This window comes from Bradyrhizobium betae, from assembly GCF_008932115.1.
In the GTDB taxonomy this organism is placed as follows: domain Bacteria; phylum Pseudomonadota; class Alphaproteobacteria; order Rhizobiales; family Xanthobacteraceae; genus Bradyrhizobium; species Bradyrhizobium betae.
The window spans coordinates 2958757-2974905 of the sequence record NZ_CP044543.1; the positions used below are offsets into that span (position 1 = coordinate 2958757).

The following is a 16149-nucleotide window of genomic DNA, read 5'->3' on the forward strand; positions in this document are numbered from 1 at the left end:
TACCCTCAACGCACACCATGACGCGCTTGAGCACGCTATCGTGCGATCAGGAACCGGGCTGCTCATGGCGCATTCCTTTGGCCCGAACGCGGGACAAACAGCCCGCCCGACTGCGGCTCGATGGCGGAAACATCGCGCACGGACGATGTCGTCATCGCGGCATCGGAAGCGCGCTCGGCCGGTACGGGAACGGGTATCGATATGCGCTCAGCTTGCGCGATGAACAGCGGCGCGCGTGTCCAGGCGAGTGCATCGGCCGCGGCGGCCACGATCGGCCAAGTCGCATCGCCGCTGGTCACCGACGGCGCGACGATGGCGACATAGGCGCGCGTTTCCGCGGGCAGCGCCCGGCCCTTCAGCGAGTCCTCGTAACGACCAGGACCGGCATTGTAGGCCGCGATCCAGCCGGGCGATCCGTAGCGATCGAACAGCTCGCGGATGTAGCCGGCGCCGGCGATGATGTTGTCATGCGGATCATAAGGATCAGCGCCGAGACGGTGGCGAAGGCGCAAGCCTGCCCAAGTGGGCGGCATGATCTGCATCAGGCCCATCGCGCCCTTCGGCGAAAGGGCGCGTGGATCGCCTGCACTTTCGGCACGCATCACCGCCCTGATCCATGCGATCGGAACGCCGAAGCGCCGCGAAGCCTCGGCGATATGATCGCCATAGGGATCGCGTGGCGACGGTCGATCGGCGCCCAAGTCCTGCGCCATCGTGATCGCCGGCATGATGCTCGCGAGGCTAAGGCCGGAAAGGAGGAGGAGAGCCATGCGCCGGGCAGCGCAGCGCGGCCCGGACGCAATCGAACGGCTCCTCGGTTGACGAGAGCCAAGCATCGCTCAGTCCTTCTCGCCGCGATCGCGCGGACGCGACCAATGCAGCGACCAGGCCGAGCCGCCATCGTCGTCGCGGAACATGTTGGCGCGGATCGGGTGCGGGAATGTCGGATCGTCGATCAGCAGCGCGACGTATTCGCCGGCCTTCTCTCCGGAGCGTTTCCATCCGGCGCCGATCTCCGCGCCCGGCTCATTGTTCATGCCGTCGAAGACATGCACGCGATACTGCGGTGCGTTCTCAACCTCGGTCGGTTCGGCTGCGATGATTATGACGTCCTGGTTCAAAACCAGCGTCGTCAGATGCCCGACGAAGCCGGTCTCGTCGCGCGTGAATTCGCCAATCTGGGGCATGTCAGTCTCCTTCGCGGTGGGGATTGGGACAGCCATCGGCGAGCACCGCTCCCGCCGAATGGGAAGGCGGTCAGCGTGTCGGCGCACGCCATTCGAAGCGGCCGGTGCCGTCTTCATCGGTCCACAGTGGGACGGCACGGCCGATGATCTGGTCGGTCGAGATCAGGCCGAAGTAGCGGCCGTCGAGGCTGTCGCGGACCTGCCAGTTCATGAGGAAGACTTCGCCAGTCTGGACCCGGCGGCAGCCTTGCCAGACGGGAAGATCGCGGCCTGCGCGATCGCGCTCCAGTGCCGCACCGACCTCCACACCATCGACGGTGATAGTGAGGTTCGAACGGCAAACGGTCTGCCCGGAGACGGCGAGGATGCGCTTCATCAGCGGCACGCCCTTGGGCAGGTAGCCGCGCTCGGCGAGGAATGTCGCGAGCGGCTCGGGCGCATCGACCGCAACGAGATCGGTAACGTCGAGCGGCCCGTCGAAGTCGATCGAATAGAACCCGATGGGCGCGCTCGCCGATGCGTTCCAGATCAGCTTGATGGGCATCGGCGTGAGGCCGGGATAGCCGACGCTGAGCGCGGCGAGCGTCGTCGCCAGGAGAAGTCCGGCGCGGCTCACGACTCGGCCTTTCGGCGCAGCAGGAATGCGCGATGATGGTCGAGCGTGTAGGTGCGCGGCTCGTGTCCAGCAGCGAGCCGGTTGTGGACGTGACGCCAATGATCGGGCGAAACCGCTTCGGGATCGATGCCGATGCGCTCGATGGCGTCGATCGCCTGCAGCACGCGCTCGACCCTGGGCCAGCTCTCGACCTTCAGCAGGATTTCGCCGCCAGGACGAACGAAAGGCAGCGTCTGGTACGTCTCGCCGCGCGCAACCGAGCGCACGACGTCGATGCGCGAGATGATCGTTCCGAAGTCATTCGAGGCCCAGCGCACGAAGGCGAAGACCGCGCCGGGGCGAAAAGACAGGACACGCCGACGGCGATCGAGAATCTGTTCGTGGGCGTGCGTGCCGAAGCGGATCCAGTTCTCGATCTTCTTCTCAACCCAGGTCAGTTCGACATGGGTGAGATTGTCTTGGTGGCGTGCGGTCGGCGTCGGGCCGCCGCGCGCGCGGGGGGCCGCGGCGCCGGTCATGAGGGGTCTCCTTCGATGTGTGGGAATTCGCGCGCGAGCATCTCGCGCAGCATGTCGGCAACGGTAACGCCGCGCCGGAAGGCAGCGATCTTGATCCGTCCACGTAAGGCGGGCGTGACGTCGATCGTCATGCGGGCGGTGAAGGCTTCATCGTCCGGCGCGCGCGGCGCGGTGGCATCTGCGGCCTTGATCCAGGCCTCTTGATTGGTCGGACGTGCCGCAAAGCCGCGCCGTTCGGATCGCTCGCTCATGGTGAGATCCTTTCGAGCTCGGTGACGAGCGCCGCGATCTCGCGCGCGGCGAGTCCGTCGTCGTCGATCTCGAAAGCGAGCCGGCCCGATTGCGCGGCGTCGGCGTAGATGACGCGCTGTCCGATCGCCGTGCGCAGCACTGGCGGATCGTGGTCGGCGAGCGTCTCGGCCGTCTCGCGGGCGATCACGGTGCGCGCGCCGCAGCGATTGAGGACGAAGCGAGCGCGAAGCTCCGGCCGATAGATGCGCGCCTCCGACAGGAGCGCCAGCATCTCGGCCGAGGCCCAACCATCGAGCGGCGACGGCTGCACGGGGATCAGCACGAGGTCGGCGGCGAGCAGCGCGGATCGCATCAGCCCGGCGACGCGCGGCGGCCCGTCGATCACCACATGATCGACATCGCGCGCCAGCTCGGGCGCCTCACGGTGGAGCGTGTCGCGCGCCAGGCCGACGACGCCGAACAGGCGCGGCGCGTGCTCGCGGGCGCGTTGCTGCGACCAGTCGAGCGCCGAACCCTGGGGGTCCGCATCGACGAGCGTGACCCGCTTTCCCCTACCGGCCCATTCGCCGGCTAGGTGCAGCGCCAGCGTCGTCTTGCCGACGCCGCCCTTCTGGTTGAGGAAGGCCACGATCATCGGCGGCCTCCCGGGCGTGGACCGAAGGGAAGCTGCGGAGGGCCGGAGGTCCCGTTTCTCGCCGCGCCAGCGTTGGTAAGAGCGGCGCTGCTGGTGCGCCGCTTGCCAGCGGCGCTTAGCGCGTTCGCGGCCTGCCGGACGAGGTTTTCCACCTCTCGCGCGCGCTCTTCAAAGTTAGATTCTCTGTTAGATTCTAAGTTAGCGAGGCGATTTTCGGTTCTGCTGTCGTGGGTTAGGCCGTGTTTCGGTTCCCGTTGGCACGAGGGGCCGGTTCCTGATGGCACGCGCTTTCGGGTTCCCGATGGCACGAAGCCTTTCACAGCTTTTCCACAGGGCGGCGTCCGCTCGAAAGCGAGCAACGTTCGGCCGCCGGCCTCGATCTCGAGGAACAGCGTGTAGCCGGGAAGCGGCTGGCGACGGATGATGTCGCGCAGCTCGAAGGCGAAGCGTTTGTACGGTGACAACGCGCCGGATTTCTGGTGGAGGTGGCGAAAGTCGAATCGCCAGCCATTGCGCTGGCGCCCGCCGTGCTTGCGCACCAGGCGATAGAGCCAGCGATCGAGCCCGCCTGTGAGATCGAAATAGGCCCGGTCGATCGTCAGCACGAGCGCATCGTCGAGAACGGCCTGATAAAACCAGTCCGGGACGATCATCTCGATCCCGTCCGGCTTGCCGTTGCGGTTGGTGCGCTCCTTCCACTCGTTGATCCACGAGAAGCGATGACGCCGGCCCTCGGCGGATTGGCGGATCGAGGTGCAGACCGTCGTGGATTGCAGACGATCGAGCGCGGCCTTCAAGCGCTGATAGTCGCGTAAGGACGTGCCGCGGCCGATGAATTTGAGAATTTCATAGGGCGTGGCGACCATCAGGCGCGACGTGCGCAGGCCGGCGTCACGCGCCTCGACGATCTGGCTCGCCGCCCAGATCAGGATGTCGGCGTCCCAAATGGTCGCCATGCCGTGATCGGGCACGGCCTCGACGCGGATCGACACATTGCCGGCGGCGAAGTCGATCGGCGCGACGCGGTGCGATTTGGAGAGGGAGAAAAACGGATAGGCCATGAGATCCTGTGCGTCTCGTGCTGCGAACTCGCCGGGGAGCGCACGGAACAGATCGAGCTGCCCGCGCTCCGAGAGGGACTGGTGTCGCGCCGCCATTCGGGAATCCGGGGGCGATCAGCGCGCGTATCGTCCGGCATGTGCCGGCGGCGCAGGCGTATGGCGCTTGGCCGGAAGCACGCTGCCGCGCGGATCGGAGGTGGAGGTGACGGCGCCGCGCTCGGCCCAGGCCTCAAGATCGTCGACCGCATAAACGACGCGACCGCCGAGCTTGCGATAGGCCGGACCCGTTCCGTAAGTCCGATGCTTTTCGAGGGTGCGGGCCGATAGGCTGAGGAATTCGGCGGCTTCCTTGGTGCGCAGGTAGCGCGGCGGGAGAACGGCGAGATCAGGTCGCATGGGAGGGCCTCCGTGGGTTCGTTGGGGCCGCCGGGAAGCGGCGGGTAACGAAGGCCACGTTGGCGAAGCAGGGCCGGCGAGATGCAGGGCGAATTCAGGGGGGCCTAAATTCGCCCACCAAGAGTCGGATGGAGATCGGCTAAAGTTGCCGCCGATGACGAAGCAACGTGCGATACCCACCCACCATCATCGCGCGGGCATCTCGAAGCAGGGCTTTGGTGGCGTGGCGGGCGGAAGATGCCTGCCAGTCGTCGCGACCGAGAGCGCCGATCCGAAATATGACCTGCGCAATTTCTTGCTGGGTCGCGCCCGCGCGATGACCGTCGAAGGCCTGCAGCATCCGGCACAGCCGAGCACGTTGCTGCCGTGTCAGTCGGGTGTCGGGCGGTATGGCGCGGCCATGGAGGGCGGAGAGCAAGCGGGCGACCGATTGGAGCCGGTCGAAGCCTTCCAGGCCGAGCGGGATGAAGGCGCCAAGAGATTTGGCGGGTCGTGTCTCGGACGGATGAACAAGCGCTACGCGCTGACCGTTTCCGAGATCGAGAACCAGATGGGTCTCGCTGCCGACATCGACGCTTACGGCGGCGTCGATCGTCGGTTGGGGATCAGCGCTTGCGGACGGAATATCCGGAGGTGGGCCAAGAACGATGGCGCTTGTGTCTTCCTGGGGAAGCCAGATCACCTGCGCTTCGGGAGGTGCCTGCATCGGGTCTACGGGGAAATCGCAACCCCCACCGCTGCCCGATCCCGTCGGTCAGCGTGCGCAGATCACTTTCGCTGTCGCCGAGCGCTTGAAAATCCCTGTCGTAGGTTTCGTTGCGGCGCAGCCATTCCCACGCGACGTCGGACGCGGTCATGTCGGCGACGTGCGCATAGCGTTCCGATGAACGCCAGCCGGAAGCATCTGGTGTCATCGCGATCCTCCCTAGTCTTTGAATTTGTGGGAGAGTCAGGATTCCCGGCTGGGTTGTTCAGTGGAAGTCAGAGGGCCGGCAAAGGGTGGTGCCGAAACGGCATCGCGGCGATCACTGTGCGGAGCGGACCAAGTCTCGATAGCCGTGCTCGGTCATCCACTGCGCGCGGGCGAGATGCGTGTCATGGACCTGGCGGCACCGCTGCGGCTCACGTGCCGTATCGAGGCCAAAGAGAATCTGGACGGCTTCGCGCCAATCAGCTCCGTCGCGCGAGGAATCGAGCAGGCGCAGATAGAGAACCATATGCTCGCGGTCATAGGCCGTGAGGGTCTGGCTGATCGGAGGCGCATCGAGAAACGGCGGCATCGCGGATTCCATCAGGCGACTATATTCGCGCGGAAAGCATTCGTTAACACTCGTGCCCGGCATTACTGTGACAACGTGCGATGGATGGTGTGCGCCACGCGATCACGGCGCTGCTAACGCCTCGTCGGCCGGTCGTCCCGCTCATGGAGCAGCAGCACTCCTTCGCCCTTGTCGGTGGAAAGCAGGACGATACCGGCTGTTTCAAGCGCCCTTCGCACCTGATCGCGCGTCGACTCGTACACCTCTAATCCACTTTCGGACTCAAGGCGCTTGAGCGCGGTTAGCGATGTCCGGGCCTTGTCAGCGAGCGTCTCCTGTGTCCACCCCAGCAACGCGCGTGCGGCCCGCGATTGTCGGGCGGTGATCATGCATGATCACCTCCCACCGACGGACACACGCTTGCCAGAACTACGACTATAATAGTCGTTCTTTGCGCCCATTGCGAGGGTAATCGGCGTCTCAGGGCTGGCGGTGCCCTCGCCGGGCGGCCGAAGTGATTCGCGCTAGCAGTGGAAAGGCCCCGGCCTGTTCGGCCGGGGCCTTGCTCGGGGCTCAGTCGCCGCGGCGGGTCGGGCGGGACCAGATCAGCGAGTGGGTGTCGCCGTCCTCGTCGTCGAAGAGGTTGGCGTAGATGGGGGCGTTGAAGCTCGGATCGTCGAGCTTGAGGCCCAGATAGTCGCGGCCCTCGTTGGAGCGCTTGGACCAGGCGGCGCCGATTTCCGCGCGGCCGACCAGAACCCGGTGGCTGGGGGCGTTCTCGCCGGTGGCGCGGGTGTCGGGGACGATGCGCACGCCCTTGGCTTGGACGCTGAGGGTTACGATTTCGCCGGTGAACTCGTTCGAGCCGGTCTTCTTGAAGGTGCCGATGGTCGCCATTGTAAGTCTCCGTTTCGTTTTCGGGACCGCTCCATTGCGGCCTCGATGGCGATCGACAGGCCGGAGGCGACCGACGCCGCATCGCTTGCGACCGGAGCAACGCGGAGGATGGCAGGAACGACTTTGTTGTTTCGCGAGGAATGACGGCCTTGGCCGGCAGGGGAAGAAAGTCGGGACGCGCCGTTGCGGCATAGGCGGTCGAGGCGCAGCCGTCCTTCGGTCAGATCAGGCCATTGGAGAGGCCGTTCGGAGCGGTCTGGAGACAATCAGGAACGGAAGATCATGGCGACCCGGTCGCAACCAGCAGACGGCGCAAGCTGAAGATCATCTGCGACCCGTCCTCCCCTTGTACAGGCGAGGGTCGAGCTTTCGTTTCGAAGTCGGCCAGTGGAGATGACGCCCTCGACTTCGTGTTGCACCGTTCCCGCGCACAGAGGCGCCGAGCAGAAATCCGGGCGCTGTTGAGGCGGCCGCACGATGGGCTTCAGTCAGGTTCCGGTGACGCGGCTCCCTCTCCAACTGCACAACGCTGAGGGCTGAAACCCCCGACTGGTCGTCCCGGCGACGGTTCCGTCGTGGTGTCAGGCTGGTGCAATGCCCTGGCTGGACGGGCCGGTGCTTGCCATCCCAGCGACGCGCGCGAACGCGGTGACGCCGACCGCGACCGCACCGATGACGGAGAACACGAGCTGCCAGGTCTCCGACGGCATGGTGTGTTTCACGATGCCATGCGTGGCGTGGAAGCCGGCGATCGCCGCGGGTGCGACAAATGCCAGCGCGATCAGCAGGCGTGCCCAGAGCGGGCGGACAATTCCAAGCAAGAGCTGCCCCACGCCCAACGTCAGGCCGGCGCCGAGCATGCCGATAAGGATGGCGCCGAGCCAGCCCGCGCCAGTGTCATAGGCCCAGGTGCCGGCGGTCACGCCCGCGAAGAATGGCAGTGCGAACACCGCGAGCGTGAACAGCAACCAGCACAAGATGCCGATGGCTGCGAAGGATAGGACAATGCCGAGGATAATCATGGTGGTGTCTCCGAAAGAGCAAATTCTGACGGTCGCGCCTTCCACCACCACCACGGCGCATTCGGGAGCATAGCAAAAGCTGTGCTCCGTCGGGAGCGGAAACCGCAGGGGTCTCCGCGTCGCCTGGAAGGGTGGCGCGCCGTCATGGCGCGAAGGGATCGACCTCGTGGACGATCTCCGAGACGTCGCCGTCGTATTCGTTTGCGGGTGTCACCGAGAGAGTGCCGTCGCCCGCGCGGAAGATGACGATGACGGCCATCAGCGTGGTGGCGAGGCTGAAGGCGAAGGCGTGTGCGTCGGGGAAGGACATCGATCCGGCTCCTGTTTCGAGCGGAGGACCATCCCCCCGCTGACAGGCGCCCGATGTGTTCGGCCGATGGCCGCAATCACCGCGCAGGCAACGCCGGCGCGGCGGCACGCTATGCGTAGTCCGACCCTTTACGGGTTGATGGCGTCAGGCCATCGGCTGGACCAAGGACCAGCGCCATTCAGCGGGGAGTGGTCTTCTCCGGGCTGGAAGCCGAGTCGATGTGGCCGTGACGTTGGTGAAGCCGTACTGTCTGCGCGAGCTGCCGTGCGACCTCACCTGCGTCATCCGCAAAGCCTGGTGGCCATTTCCTCGACGGCTCGCGCTGAAACCCGCCACGCTGAAAATGCGGATGGAGGTGGCTGATAATCCACTCGATGCGTGAAGGAGGCACCAAGCCGGCTTGAGCCGAATAATGGAGTGCCTTGGCGAGATCGTGCCCGATGTTCGCGCGGTTCCAAACATCATCGGTCGCGACGTTAAGCAGATAGGATTTGAGGAGGAGTTCGATGGCAATTGCAATCGCATGAAGGGCTTGATTGTCGAATCCTTGATCCGCCGCCCATTCGGCGGCTGCAGCCTTCACGGTGGCATTCTCCAGGAAAACCGCAGCGAGAACGGCGTCCGAACGTGCCGGTTTCGGGAGTGGCTTCAGTCGCTGCATTCGTTGCGTTATGCCATAGGCTTGGCCGTTTAGCAGGTGCCCGATGCGGCGGCGCTTACGCGCCGCCGAATTTCCACACCGGGATGCCGAGCTTCTTGGCTTTGTCGGCGAGGTTGTCATTGATGCCGGTGCCGGGGAAGTGCAGCACGCCCTTCGGCAGGATTTGCAGCATCTCGTCATTGCGTTTGAAGGGTGCTGCCCGGCCGTGCTTCGTCCAGTCGGGTGCAAAGCCGATCTGTGGGACATTGCGATTCCTGGCCCAGAGAGAAGCGATCTTCTCGGCACCCTTCGGCGACTTGCCGTGGATCAGCACCATGTCGGGGTGCTTCTCGTGAACCTGGTCGAGCTTGGCCCAGATGAGGTGATGGTTGTCGAAATCGAGCCCGCCGGTGACGGCGATCTTCGGTCCAGGCGGCAGGAGCACTTCCTGCTCGGCACGCTTCTTCGCCATGATGAAGTCGCGGCTGTCGATCATCGCCGAGGTGAGGTTGCGATGATTGACCTTCGATCCTGACCGCGGGAGCCAGGCTTTGCCGACCTGGCGTTCGTAGTGCTCGGCGGCCTGGTCGCGCATCAGTTCGAAGGCGGTCTGGCGTTCGACCTGTGTCTTGCCCTCGGCGATCAGGCGCTCGAGATCGACCGACTTCACCTCGCTGCCGTCCTGTTCGCGTTGGGAGCGCTTTTGGGCCTGCTCGTTGTCGTCGAGCTCGCGGTTGATCCGTTCGGCGGCGCGATGAAAGACGTTCACGGTCGACCAGAGGAGATCGTCGAGGTCGGGTTCGAGGCGCGTGTCCTCCAGGGTCACGATCAGGGCGTCGAAGATGTCGGCGACCGCGCCCGCGACCGCGTTGCCGTCCGGCAGAAGCCGCTGATCGGGTTCGTCGGCGAAAGGCCGGTAGCCGTGGAGCTGCAATTCGTTGAGGACGTGGTCAGTCGGTGAGGATTCGTGGTGCGGTTCGTAGTCGTCGAGATCGCGCATCGGATGCTCCGTCGGATGGACCGCGACCGTCGCGGCCTTCATGGCGACGAAGCACACCGGCGGGGCGGCCCTGCACCCGGAGCGCGAGCGAGGGCCGGAGCGTCAGCGGAGGATGGCGGAGGCCGGCTATTTTGTTTCGCGATGGAAAGCGGCCCCTTGGGGCCGCGCCGGAAAATAGTCGGCCGCAGCCATTGCCGGGCCGGCCTGCCTGTGGGCCGATCGCCCTCTCGAAGGCCGAGGCGCGGTCCTCTCCGATCCGCTGCGTCTGAGCGAGTACGGCGGCGGGGCCGCTGCCGCTTCCTTACCGGCTATGCCGCCAGCGCCATGAAGCGTGCGACGTCCTGCGGCCCGAGCTGTACCCGAGTCTGACTGCGCAATGTCGCGATGCCGAGGGTGCGGAGATCCTCGTTGAAGTCCCCGAGCTGTGGAGAGATCACGATCGCCTCGATCCCGGCCGCGTTCGCCCGTTCGATCAGGCTGTCACGCGCACCATCGCCTGCCGGATCGTCATCGCGCAGGATGTAGAGCCGCCGCAGCGTGTCCGGGAACAGGATGGCGGCGAGATGTGCCGCGGAGAGCGCCGCCACCATCGGCATGTTGGGCACGACCTGGCGGATTGAAAGGACCGTCTCGATGCCTTCGCCGGCTGCCATCACTTCGCCACCAGCGCCAAAGCGGACCGCGTTGCCGAGGAGATCGCCCATCGCCCGGCGCGGGGTTTCGAATGGCGCCTTGTCGTGGCGTCGTGAGTCGAGCCAGGTGCGATGCGCCCCGGTGATCATGCCGTCGAGGTCAGTGACAGCGGCGATCATGGCCGGCCAAGTCTCGGTCGGCGCATGCTCGTCCGGGCGATAATAGCAGTGCGGGTGGAAATACAGATTTCCGGCTCCACGGAGATCCGTAATGCCGCGTTGCCGGAGATACGCCGCGACGATTGTGCCCGCAATCGGCTGCGACATGCGGATGAGGCGCCGTGCGGCTTCGGGCGATCCATGTGGTGCGGGCGCCAGCGGCTGGAAGGCGGAGGGTTCCGGCGCTGGTGGTGGCATGCTGAGGAAGAGCCGAGCCTCGTCGGCGACATCCTTGAAGTCGATGAGGCCGCAGCTCTCGCGGATGACGTCGAGGAGGTCTCCATGCTCGCCGGTAGCGGCGTCAGTCCATTTCCCGGCGGGGCCTTTGGGCGAGTCCTTGAGCCGGACGTACATCGAGCGGCCCTTAGTGTTACGGGCGTCGCCCACCTGCCAGTAGTTGCCCTGACGGTGGCCATTGCTGAGATAATGGCGGCACACCGCCTCGGCCTGTCGGCCGAGACGTTGCGCGAGATCGGATGCGTCGAGACGGGCCATCACGCTGCCTCCCGCTCGCCGACGCGCTGGATCGGGTAGGTGCCGATCAGCTTGCCGATGATGGTCGCGCCGTCCGCGCCGACGGGCACGAAGAAGCGGAGCTTCCACGAGATGATCTCGCTGAAGAGGCCAAAGGCGCGCAGGCGCTCGCGCATCGCGTCGGTGAAGCCGGAGAGTTCGATGCGATCGGCGCCCATGACGCGCACGCGACGGAGTTGGAGGCCTTCGGCGAGATCGAGGATTGTCTTGCCCTCGATGAGCGCGGCATAGGCATGGTCGGCGGACAGGTTCGTCGTTCCGACTGTCGTGGCGTTGGCGACCCATGCGGGCGACACGCGGCGGCCGATGATCCGTTCCCCGTCATCGGTCTGGAGCCGATAGACACGGCTCGACTCGTTGGGCAGCCGCTTCCAGATCGGCAGCAGCAGGCCAGCGACGATGTGGATCGTGGAATCGGAATAGGCTGGCACCTCCGCGATCTCGGCGTTCCAGGCGGCGGTGAACTCGGCGCGACTGGCGGCGATCCAATGGCTTTCGTCCATCATGCGGATGGAGGCGTGATGCTGCTCCATCGGCCGGATCAGCCGCACGCGGCGTTCGATCTCCCCGTCGTCGAGCATCAGCGAAGGCGCTGGAAGCTGAACCGCGGCGCGGTGGGAGCGCTCGTTGACCAGCAACTTGGCGACCGGATCGTCGAGCCAAGCCATCGCCTCCTCGGCGGTCATCGGCCGGTTGCGCTCGCGCTGTTGGATGGTCAGCAGGCTGGTTTCCGCGCCGGTGCCGGGATGGGTGTAGATGGTCTGGCGATCGGTGACGACGAAGCTCTCCGCGCGCAGCGTCTCCAGTCCGATGTCGTAGATGCCGGCGGCGATCGCGCCCTCGACCTTGGCGGTCAGAAGCTGCTCGAAGGCGGCGAACAGGACGTCCTGCAGGTCGATGGTGAGCGCGAGCAGGCGGTTGAGAAAGGTTGTGATCGGCGGGAGCTCGTCCTTGATGCCGTTGTCGTCCATCAGCTTCAGGCCGGTCGTGTCCTCGAACCGCTGGAGCGAGCACCCTTCGATCTTGCCGCGGACGATCAGGATGTAGAGCTGGCGAAGCGCATCGCGCGCATAGTGGCTCTCCAGATTGTCCTCGGGTCGGAACAGGCCCTGGCCGCCGGTCTGGCGCTGTCCGCGCGTGATCGCGCCCAGCGTGTCGAGCCGGCGCGCGATGGTCGATAGGAAGCGCTTCTCCGCCTTCACATTGGTCGCGATCGGACGGAAGAGCGGCGGCTGCGCCTGGTTGGTGCGGTGGGTGCGGCCGAGGCCTTGGATCGCGGCGTCGGCTTTCCAGCCCGGCTCAAGCAGATAGTGGACGCGAAGCCGCGTGTTCCGTGCCGACAGCTCCGCATGGTAGCTGCGGCCCGTACCGCCGGCATCGCTGAACACGAGCACGCGCTTCATGTCGTCCATGAAGGCCTGGGTCTCGGCGAGATTGGCGGACGCCGCGCGGGTCTCGACCACAAGGCGCTGTCCCTTGCGCACGATACGACGCGAGCGGCCGGTGACTTCGGCCACCACGTCCGCGCCGAAATGCTGGACGATCTGGTCGAGCGCGCCCGGCACCGGCGGAAGGCTCGCGAGTTTCTCGATCAGCTCGGTGCGGCGGGCGACCGCCTCGCGGCTCTCGACCGGCTGGCCGTCGCGAAAGACCGGACGCGAGGACATATTGCCCTCGCCGTCGCTGAAGGGCTCGTAGAGCTGCACCGGGAAGGAATGGGCGAGATAATCGAGGACATATTCGCGGGGCGTGATGTCGACGCGAATGTCATTCCACTCCTCGGTCGGAACTTCGGCCAAGCGCCGTTCCATCAGCGCCTCGCCGGTCGAGACGATCTGGATGACCGCGGAATGCCCGGCCTCCAGGTCCGCCGCGATCGAGCGGATCAACGTCGGCGTCTTCATCGATGTTAGCAGATGACCGAAGAAACGCTGCTTGGCGCTTTCGAAGGCGGAGCGCGCGGCGGATTTGGCCTGGCGGTTCAACGTCCCGGTCGAGCCGGTGATGTTGGCCGCCTGCATGGCCGCATCGAGATGGTTGTGGATGATGGCGAAGGCGCCGGCATAAGCATCGTAGATGCGCCGCTGCTCGGCGGTCAGCTCGTGCTCGACCAGCTCATATTCGACGCCGTCGAACGACAGCGATCGGGCGGTGTAGAGGCCGAGCGCGCGAAGGTCGCGGGCAAGCACCTCCATCGCCGCGACGCCGCCGGCCTCGATCGCCTCGACAAACTCGGCGCGGGTCGAGAAGGGAAAATCGTCGCCACCCCACAGACCGAGGCGCTGCGCGTAGGCAAGGTTCTGGACCGTGGTGGCGCCGGTGGCGGAGACATAGACGACGCGGGCATTGGGCAAGGCGTGCTGCAGGCGAAGCCCCGCGCGCCCTTGCTGCGAGGGCGTGACATCGCCCCGTTCTCCCTTGCCGCCGCCAGCGTTCTGCATCGCGTGCGCCTCGTCGAAAATGATCACTCCGTCGAAATCGGAGCCCAACCATTCGACGATCTGCTTGACCCGCGAAACCTTCTCGCCGCGGTCGTCGGAACGCAGCGTGGCATAGGTTGTAAATAGGACGCCTTCCGGCAGAGCGATCGGCTTGCCCCGCGGGAAGCGCGAGAGCGGCGTGACCAGCAGGCGCTCCATGCCGAGTGCGGACCAGTCGCGCTGCGCATCCTCAATCAGCTTGTCGGATTTGGAGATCCAGACCGCCTTGCGCCGGCCCTGCATCCAGTTGTCGAGCACGATGCTGGCCGACTCGCGCCCCTTTCCGACGCCGGTGCCGTCGCCGATGAAGAAGCCGCGGCGGAAGCGGACGACGCCGTTTGCATCATCGGCGGCGGCCGCCACGACATCGAAAGTGTCGTCGATGGTCCAGGAACCTGCGAGAAAATCGGAATGGGCTTCGCCCGCGAAGATCAGGGTTTCGAGCTGGGAGTCTGAGAGCGAGTCCATGATGGTCGCTGGCAGCGTCGGCCGATAGCTCGGCTTGGGCGGGGCGACCGAGGCCATGGCGGCGGATTGCACGAGCTTGGTGGGATGGGCCTGAGAGCCGGGAATACGGATCGTCTGCAATCCGTATTGCTCGTAGATCGCGTCGCTGAGGCGGGCGCCCTCGGCCGGGGTCCAGTCGACGGTCTCATAGGCGAGCGGCACGCCCTCGGGATCGGCGAGGCCCACGCGGGTCGCCGATGTCGCCGCGGTGCGCGCGAGATAGCCGCGAACGGTGCGCGGCGTGGCGCCGGTCGGCATGACCTGAACAGCAGGCGCGACAGCCAGGCGCGGCGGCACATGCTCGGCGATCCACGTCATCAGCGTGGCGATGTCGGGAGCGGTGCCGGGGGACGCCGGAAATGCGGATGGCTCGTCGGCCGGGATCTTGTCGATCACGGTCAGCCGGGTTTCGACGGTCGTGCCGTGCTTGGCATAGACTGAGCCATGGACGGCGGCGGTGAACACGACGCGGCCCCTCTCCTGCAGGCGGACGAAGGCGTCGCGCCAGGCCGGTATGTCGGGGCCGAAATTCGCGCCGGTGATCGCGACCAGGCGCCCGCCATCGGCGAGCCGCGCGAGCGCGGATGCGAGATGGCGATAGGCTGCGTCGGCGACACGCCCCTCGACATTGGCGAGGACCGAGAATGGCGGGTTCATCACCACGATTGTTGGGACGGTCGCCGGGTCGAGATGATCGTCGATCTGGGCTGCGTCGAAGCGGGTCACGGGAATGGCCGGAAAGAGGGAGGAGATGAGTGCGGCCCGGGTTTCGGCGAGTTCGTTGAGGACAAGCGTGCCGCCGGCGATCTCGGCGAGGATGGCGAGCAGGCCGGTGCCGGCCGATGGTTCGAGCACGCGATCGGCGGGTGTGATGGCGGCCGCAGTGATCGCGGCCAGGCCGAGCGGGATCGGCGTCGAGAATTGCTGGAAGGCCTGCGCCTCCTCGGAGCGGCGCGTGTGGGTGGGCAGAAGTCCCGCGATCTTGCCGAACAGAGGAACCGCCGCAGCCGGAGACCCGGCTTTGCGCAAAAGCGCCTTTCCGTATTTGCGGAGCATGAGGACGGTTGCGGCTTCGCAGGCGTCATAGGCGTCCTTCCAGTCCCAGGCGCCGGCAGTATCGGACGCGCCGAAGGCGGTCTCCATGGCGGTGCGCAAGACCGCGGCGTCGATGCGCTCGCCGCGCTCGATGTGAGGAAGGAGGAGAAGTGCCGCGGCATGGATGGCGGCAGCGTCGGTCGGCTGATCGGCGGCGGTCGGCAGCGCCGCCGCAAGGGTGTGAGCATTCATGGGAGACGTCCTCGGGAGAGCGGAGCGGGAAAGCCCGCCGGCGCTCTCTCTCGGACCGGACGGGCTCAAACCCGTCCCGGCCTTCCTCTCGCTCTCAAGGGGCGCGGCCCGGCCGCGCCATCAAGCGACAGACAATGGTCTCGATGATGTCAGGCACCATCGCCGCCATCGATCACCTCGGCGAGCCAACCGTTGGTATAGATCCACGCCACAGTTTCGCCGGTCGCGAGATCGAGGACATGCGCGCCGCCACCGAAGCCATCGAGACGCGGCCGGGAGCAGGTGTTGGCGTACTGAAAGCCCCATCGGCCGGTGAGGTGGAATTCGGCGGCGCAGCGTATGACGAACTGGATCAGCCGTTCGGGATCGCCGGTGACATCGTCGCGCATCCAGAGTTTGGAGCCGCCATGCTCGGGCTGGATGGACAGGAGGAAGCCATCGGACGGCGGTTCCTCGGATGCTCCGTCCTCGGACAGTTGGTTGTAGAGATCGAGCGCGCGGGCTGCGGTCTCGGGCGTGCCGACATCGAGCAGGCATGAGAAATGGGTGAAATAGTCGGCCATGAGGCCACTCCCGGAGAGCAGGGAACGGGAGAGCCGGCAGGCGCTCTCTCCTCCATGTCCGGCTCGCCACGTCCGGGCCAAACTCTCCCTCTCGATCGGCGCGCATGAAAAAAGCCCGACGCCCCCGAAGGGACG

20 protein-coding genes are annotated in these 16149 nt (G+C 66.0%); all 20 read right to left on the reverse strand.

The genetic code is table 11. From position 1 onward, the window contains the following. Window positions 1–62: 62 nt before the first annotated feature. The gene (locus tag F8237_RS14125; RefSeq protein ID WP_006022601.1) at window positions 63–836 is read right to left on the reverse strand and encodes a lytic transglycosylase domain-containing protein; all 774 of its coding nucleotides are present in this window, start codon (window positions 834–836) and stop codon (window positions 63–65) included. 3 nt (window positions 837–839) lie between these two features. Beyond that, on the reverse strand, window positions 840–1187 hold the full coding sequence (locus tag F8237_RS14130; protein WP_006022602.1) for a DUF736 domain-containing protein: 348 nt from the start codon (window positions 1185–1187) through the stop codon (window positions 840–842). Window positions 1188–1257: 70 nt separating this feature from the next. Beyond that, window positions 1258–1803, reverse strand: a complete 546-nt coding sequence (locus tag F8237_RS14135) for a S26 family signal peptidase (protein WP_006022603.1) — start codon at window positions 1801–1803, stop codon at window positions 1258–1260. Next, window positions 1800–2321: a DUF2840 domain-containing protein gene (locus F8237_RS14140; protein WP_006022604.1), complete on the reverse strand. Its 522-nt coding sequence runs from the start codon at window positions 2319–2321 to the stop codon at window positions 1800–1802. The genes F8237_RS14135 and F8237_RS14140 overlap by 4 nt, the downstream gene beginning before the upstream one ends. Further along, window positions 2318–2572, reverse strand: a complete 255-nt coding sequence (locus tag F8237_RS14145) for a hypothetical protein (protein ID WP_006022605.1) — start codon at window positions 2570–2572, stop codon at window positions 2318–2320. Before F8237_RS14145 ends, F8237_RS14140 begins: the two co-directional genes overlap by 4 nt. Continuing rightward, window positions 2569–3207 (reverse strand): ParA family partition ATPase, encoded by a 639-nt coding sequence (parA, locus tag F8237_RS14150; RefSeq protein ID WP_151645510.1) that lies wholly within the window; start codon window positions 3205–3207, stop codon window positions 2569–2571. The genes F8237_RS14145 and parA overlap by 4 nt, the downstream gene beginning before the upstream one ends. Further along, a complete protein-coding gene (locus tag F8237_RS14155) occupies window positions 3204–4364 on the reverse strand; it encodes a replication initiator protein A (protein WP_006022607.1) in 1161 nt (386 codons plus the stop codon). The genes parA and F8237_RS14155 overlap by 4 nt, the downstream gene beginning before the upstream one ends. Before the next feature lie 18 nt (window positions 4365–4382). Next, window positions 4383–4664: a helix-turn-helix transcriptional regulator gene (locus F8237_RS14160; protein ID WP_006022608.1), complete on the reverse strand. Its 282-nt coding sequence runs from the start codon at window positions 4662–4664 to the stop codon at window positions 4383–4385. Window positions 4665–4803: 139 nt separating this feature from the next. After that, window positions 4804–5370, reverse strand: coding sequence for a DUF2285 domain-containing protein (locus F8237_RS14165; protein WP_024584489.1), 567 nt, complete (start codon window positions 5368–5370; stop codon window positions 4804–4806). Further along, window positions 5270–5578, reverse strand: coding sequence for a transcriptional regulator domain-containing protein (locus tag F8237_RS36870; RefSeq protein ID WP_006022609.1), 309 nt, complete (start codon window positions 5576–5578; stop codon window positions 5270–5272). The genes F8237_RS14165 and F8237_RS36870 overlap by 101 nt, the downstream gene beginning before the upstream one ends. A gap of 111 nt (window positions 5579–5689) precedes the next feature. After that, on the reverse strand, window positions 5690–5956 hold the full coding sequence (locus tag F8237_RS14175; protein ID WP_024343455.1) for a DNA -binding domain-containing protein: 267 nt from the start codon (window positions 5954–5956) through the stop codon (window positions 5690–5692). A gap of 101 nt (window positions 5957–6057) precedes the next feature. Beyond that, window positions 6058–6312, reverse strand: coding sequence for a helix-turn-helix domain-containing protein (locus tag F8237_RS14180; RefSeq protein ID WP_006022611.1), 255 nt, complete (start codon window positions 6310–6312; stop codon window positions 6058–6060). Window positions 6313–6496: 184 nt separating this feature from the next. Next, on the reverse strand, window positions 6497–6820 hold the full coding sequence (locus F8237_RS14185) for a DUF736 domain-containing protein (RefSeq protein WP_006022612.1): 324 nt from the start codon (window positions 6818–6820) through the stop codon (window positions 6497–6499). A gap of 581 nt (window positions 6821–7401) precedes the next feature. Further along, on the reverse strand, window positions 7402–7842 hold the full coding sequence (locus tag F8237_RS14190) for a hypothetical protein (RefSeq protein WP_006022613.1): 441 nt from the start codon (window positions 7840–7842) through the stop codon (window positions 7402–7404). Window positions 7843–7984: 142 nt separating this feature from the next. Continuing rightward, window positions 7985–8152: a hypothetical protein gene (locus F8237_RS36350; RefSeq protein WP_006022614.1), complete on the reverse strand. Its 168-nt coding sequence runs from the start codon at window positions 8150–8152 to the stop codon at window positions 7985–7987. Window positions 8153–8330: 178 nt separating this feature from the next. Then, window positions 8331–8735: a hypothetical protein gene (locus F8237_RS14195; RefSeq protein WP_137903083.1), complete on the reverse strand. Its 405-nt coding sequence runs from the start codon at window positions 8733–8735 to the stop codon at window positions 8331–8333. 133 nt (window positions 8736–8868) lie between these two features. After that, window positions 8869–9792 (reverse strand): DUF2493 domain-containing protein, encoded by a 924-nt coding sequence (locus F8237_RS14200; protein WP_006022616.1) that lies wholly within the window; start codon window positions 9790–9792, stop codon window positions 8869–8871. A gap of 308 nt (window positions 9793–10100) precedes the next feature. Beyond that, window positions 10101–11138 carry a DUF7146 domain-containing protein gene (locus tag F8237_RS14205; RefSeq protein ID WP_006022617.1) on the reverse strand — a complete coding sequence of 346 codons (1038 nt, stop codon included), beginning with the start codon at window positions 11136–11138 and terminating at the stop codon, window positions 10101–10103. After that, window positions 11138–15451: a strawberry notch family protein gene (locus F8237_RS14210; RefSeq protein ID WP_006022618.1), complete on the reverse strand. Its 4314-nt coding sequence runs from the start codon at window positions 15449–15451 to the stop codon at window positions 11138–11140. Before F8237_RS14210 ends, F8237_RS14205 begins: the two co-directional genes overlap by 1 nt. A gap of 149 nt (window positions 15452–15600) precedes the next feature. Then, a complete protein-coding gene (locus F8237_RS14215; RefSeq protein ID WP_006022619.1) occupies window positions 15601–16014 on the reverse strand; it encodes a hypothetical protein in 414 nt (137 codons plus the stop codon). Window positions 16015–16149: the final 135 nt, after the last annotated feature.

Excerpts from the sequence above, each read along its gene's own strand:
- F8237_RS14155 (WP_006022607.1), bottom strand. The coding sequence starts at position 4,364 with ATGGCGGCGCGACACCAGTCCCTCTCGGAGCGCGGGCAGCTCGATCTG.
- F8237_RS14140 (WP_006022604.1), bottom strand. The coding sequence starts at position 2,321 with ATGACCGGCGCCGCGGCCCCCCGCGCGCGCGGCGGCCCGACGCCGACC.
- F8237_RS14165 (WP_024584489.1), bottom strand. The coding sequence starts at position 5,370 with ATGCAGGCACCTCCCGAAGCGCAGGTGATCTGGCTTCCCCAGGAAGAC.
- F8237_RS14125 (WP_006022601.1), bottom strand. The coding sequence starts at position 836 with ATGCTTGGCTCTCGTCAACCGAGGAGCCGTTCGATTGCGTCCGGGCCG.
- F8237_RS14210 (WP_006022618.1), bottom strand. The coding sequence starts at position 15,451 with ATGAATGCTCACACCCTTGCGGCGGCGCTGCCGACCGCCGCCGATCAG.
- F8237_RS14200 (WP_006022616.1), bottom strand. The coding sequence starts at position 9,792 with ATGCGCGATCTCGACGACTACGAACCGCACCACGAATCCTCACCGACT.
- F8237_RS14130 (WP_006022602.1), bottom strand. The coding sequence starts at position 1,187 with ATGCCCCAGATTGGCGAATTCACGCGCGACGAGACCGGCTTCGTCGGG.
- F8237_RS14180 (WP_006022611.1), bottom strand. The coding sequence starts at position 6,312 with ATGATCACCGCCCGACAATCGCGGGCCGCACGCGCGTTGCTGGGGTGG.
- F8237_RS14145 (WP_006022605.1), bottom strand. The coding sequence starts at position 2,572 with ATGAGCGAGCGATCCGAACGGCGCGGCTTTGCGGCACGTCCGACCAAT.
- F8237_RS14185 (WP_006022612.1), bottom strand. The coding sequence starts at position 6,820 with ATGGCGACCATCGGCACCTTCAAGAAGACCGGCTCGAACGAGTTCACC.
- F8237_RS36350 (WP_006022614.1), bottom strand. The coding sequence starts at position 8,152 with ATGTCCTTCCCCGACGCACACGCCTTCGCCTTCAGCCTCGCCACCACG.
- F8237_RS14205 (WP_006022617.1), bottom strand. The coding sequence starts at position 11,138 with ATGGCCCGTCTCGACGCATCCGATCTCGCGCAACGTCTCGGCCGACAG.
- F8237_RS14160 (WP_006022608.1), bottom strand. The coding sequence starts at position 4,664 with ATGCGACCTGATCTCGCCGTTCTCCCGCCGCGCTACCTGCGCACCAAG.
- F8237_RS14190 (WP_006022613.1), bottom strand. The coding sequence starts at position 7,842 with ATGATTATCCTCGGCATTGTCCTATCCTTCGCAGCCATCGGCATCTTG.
- parA (WP_151645510.1), bottom strand. The coding sequence starts at position 3,207 with ATGATCGTGGCCTTCCTCAACCAGAAGGGCGGCGTCGGCAAGACGACG.
- F8237_RS36870 (WP_006022609.1), bottom strand. The coding sequence starts at position 5,578 with ATGACACCAGATGCTTCCGGCTGGCGTTCATCGGAACGCTATGCGCAC.
- F8237_RS14215 (WP_006022619.1), bottom strand. The coding sequence starts at position 16,014 with ATGGCCGACTATTTCACCCATTTCTCATGCCTGCTCGATGTCGGCACG.
- F8237_RS14175 (WP_024343455.1), bottom strand. The coding sequence starts at position 5,956 with ATGGAATCCGCGATGCCGCCGTTTCTCGATGCGCCTCCGATCAGCCAG.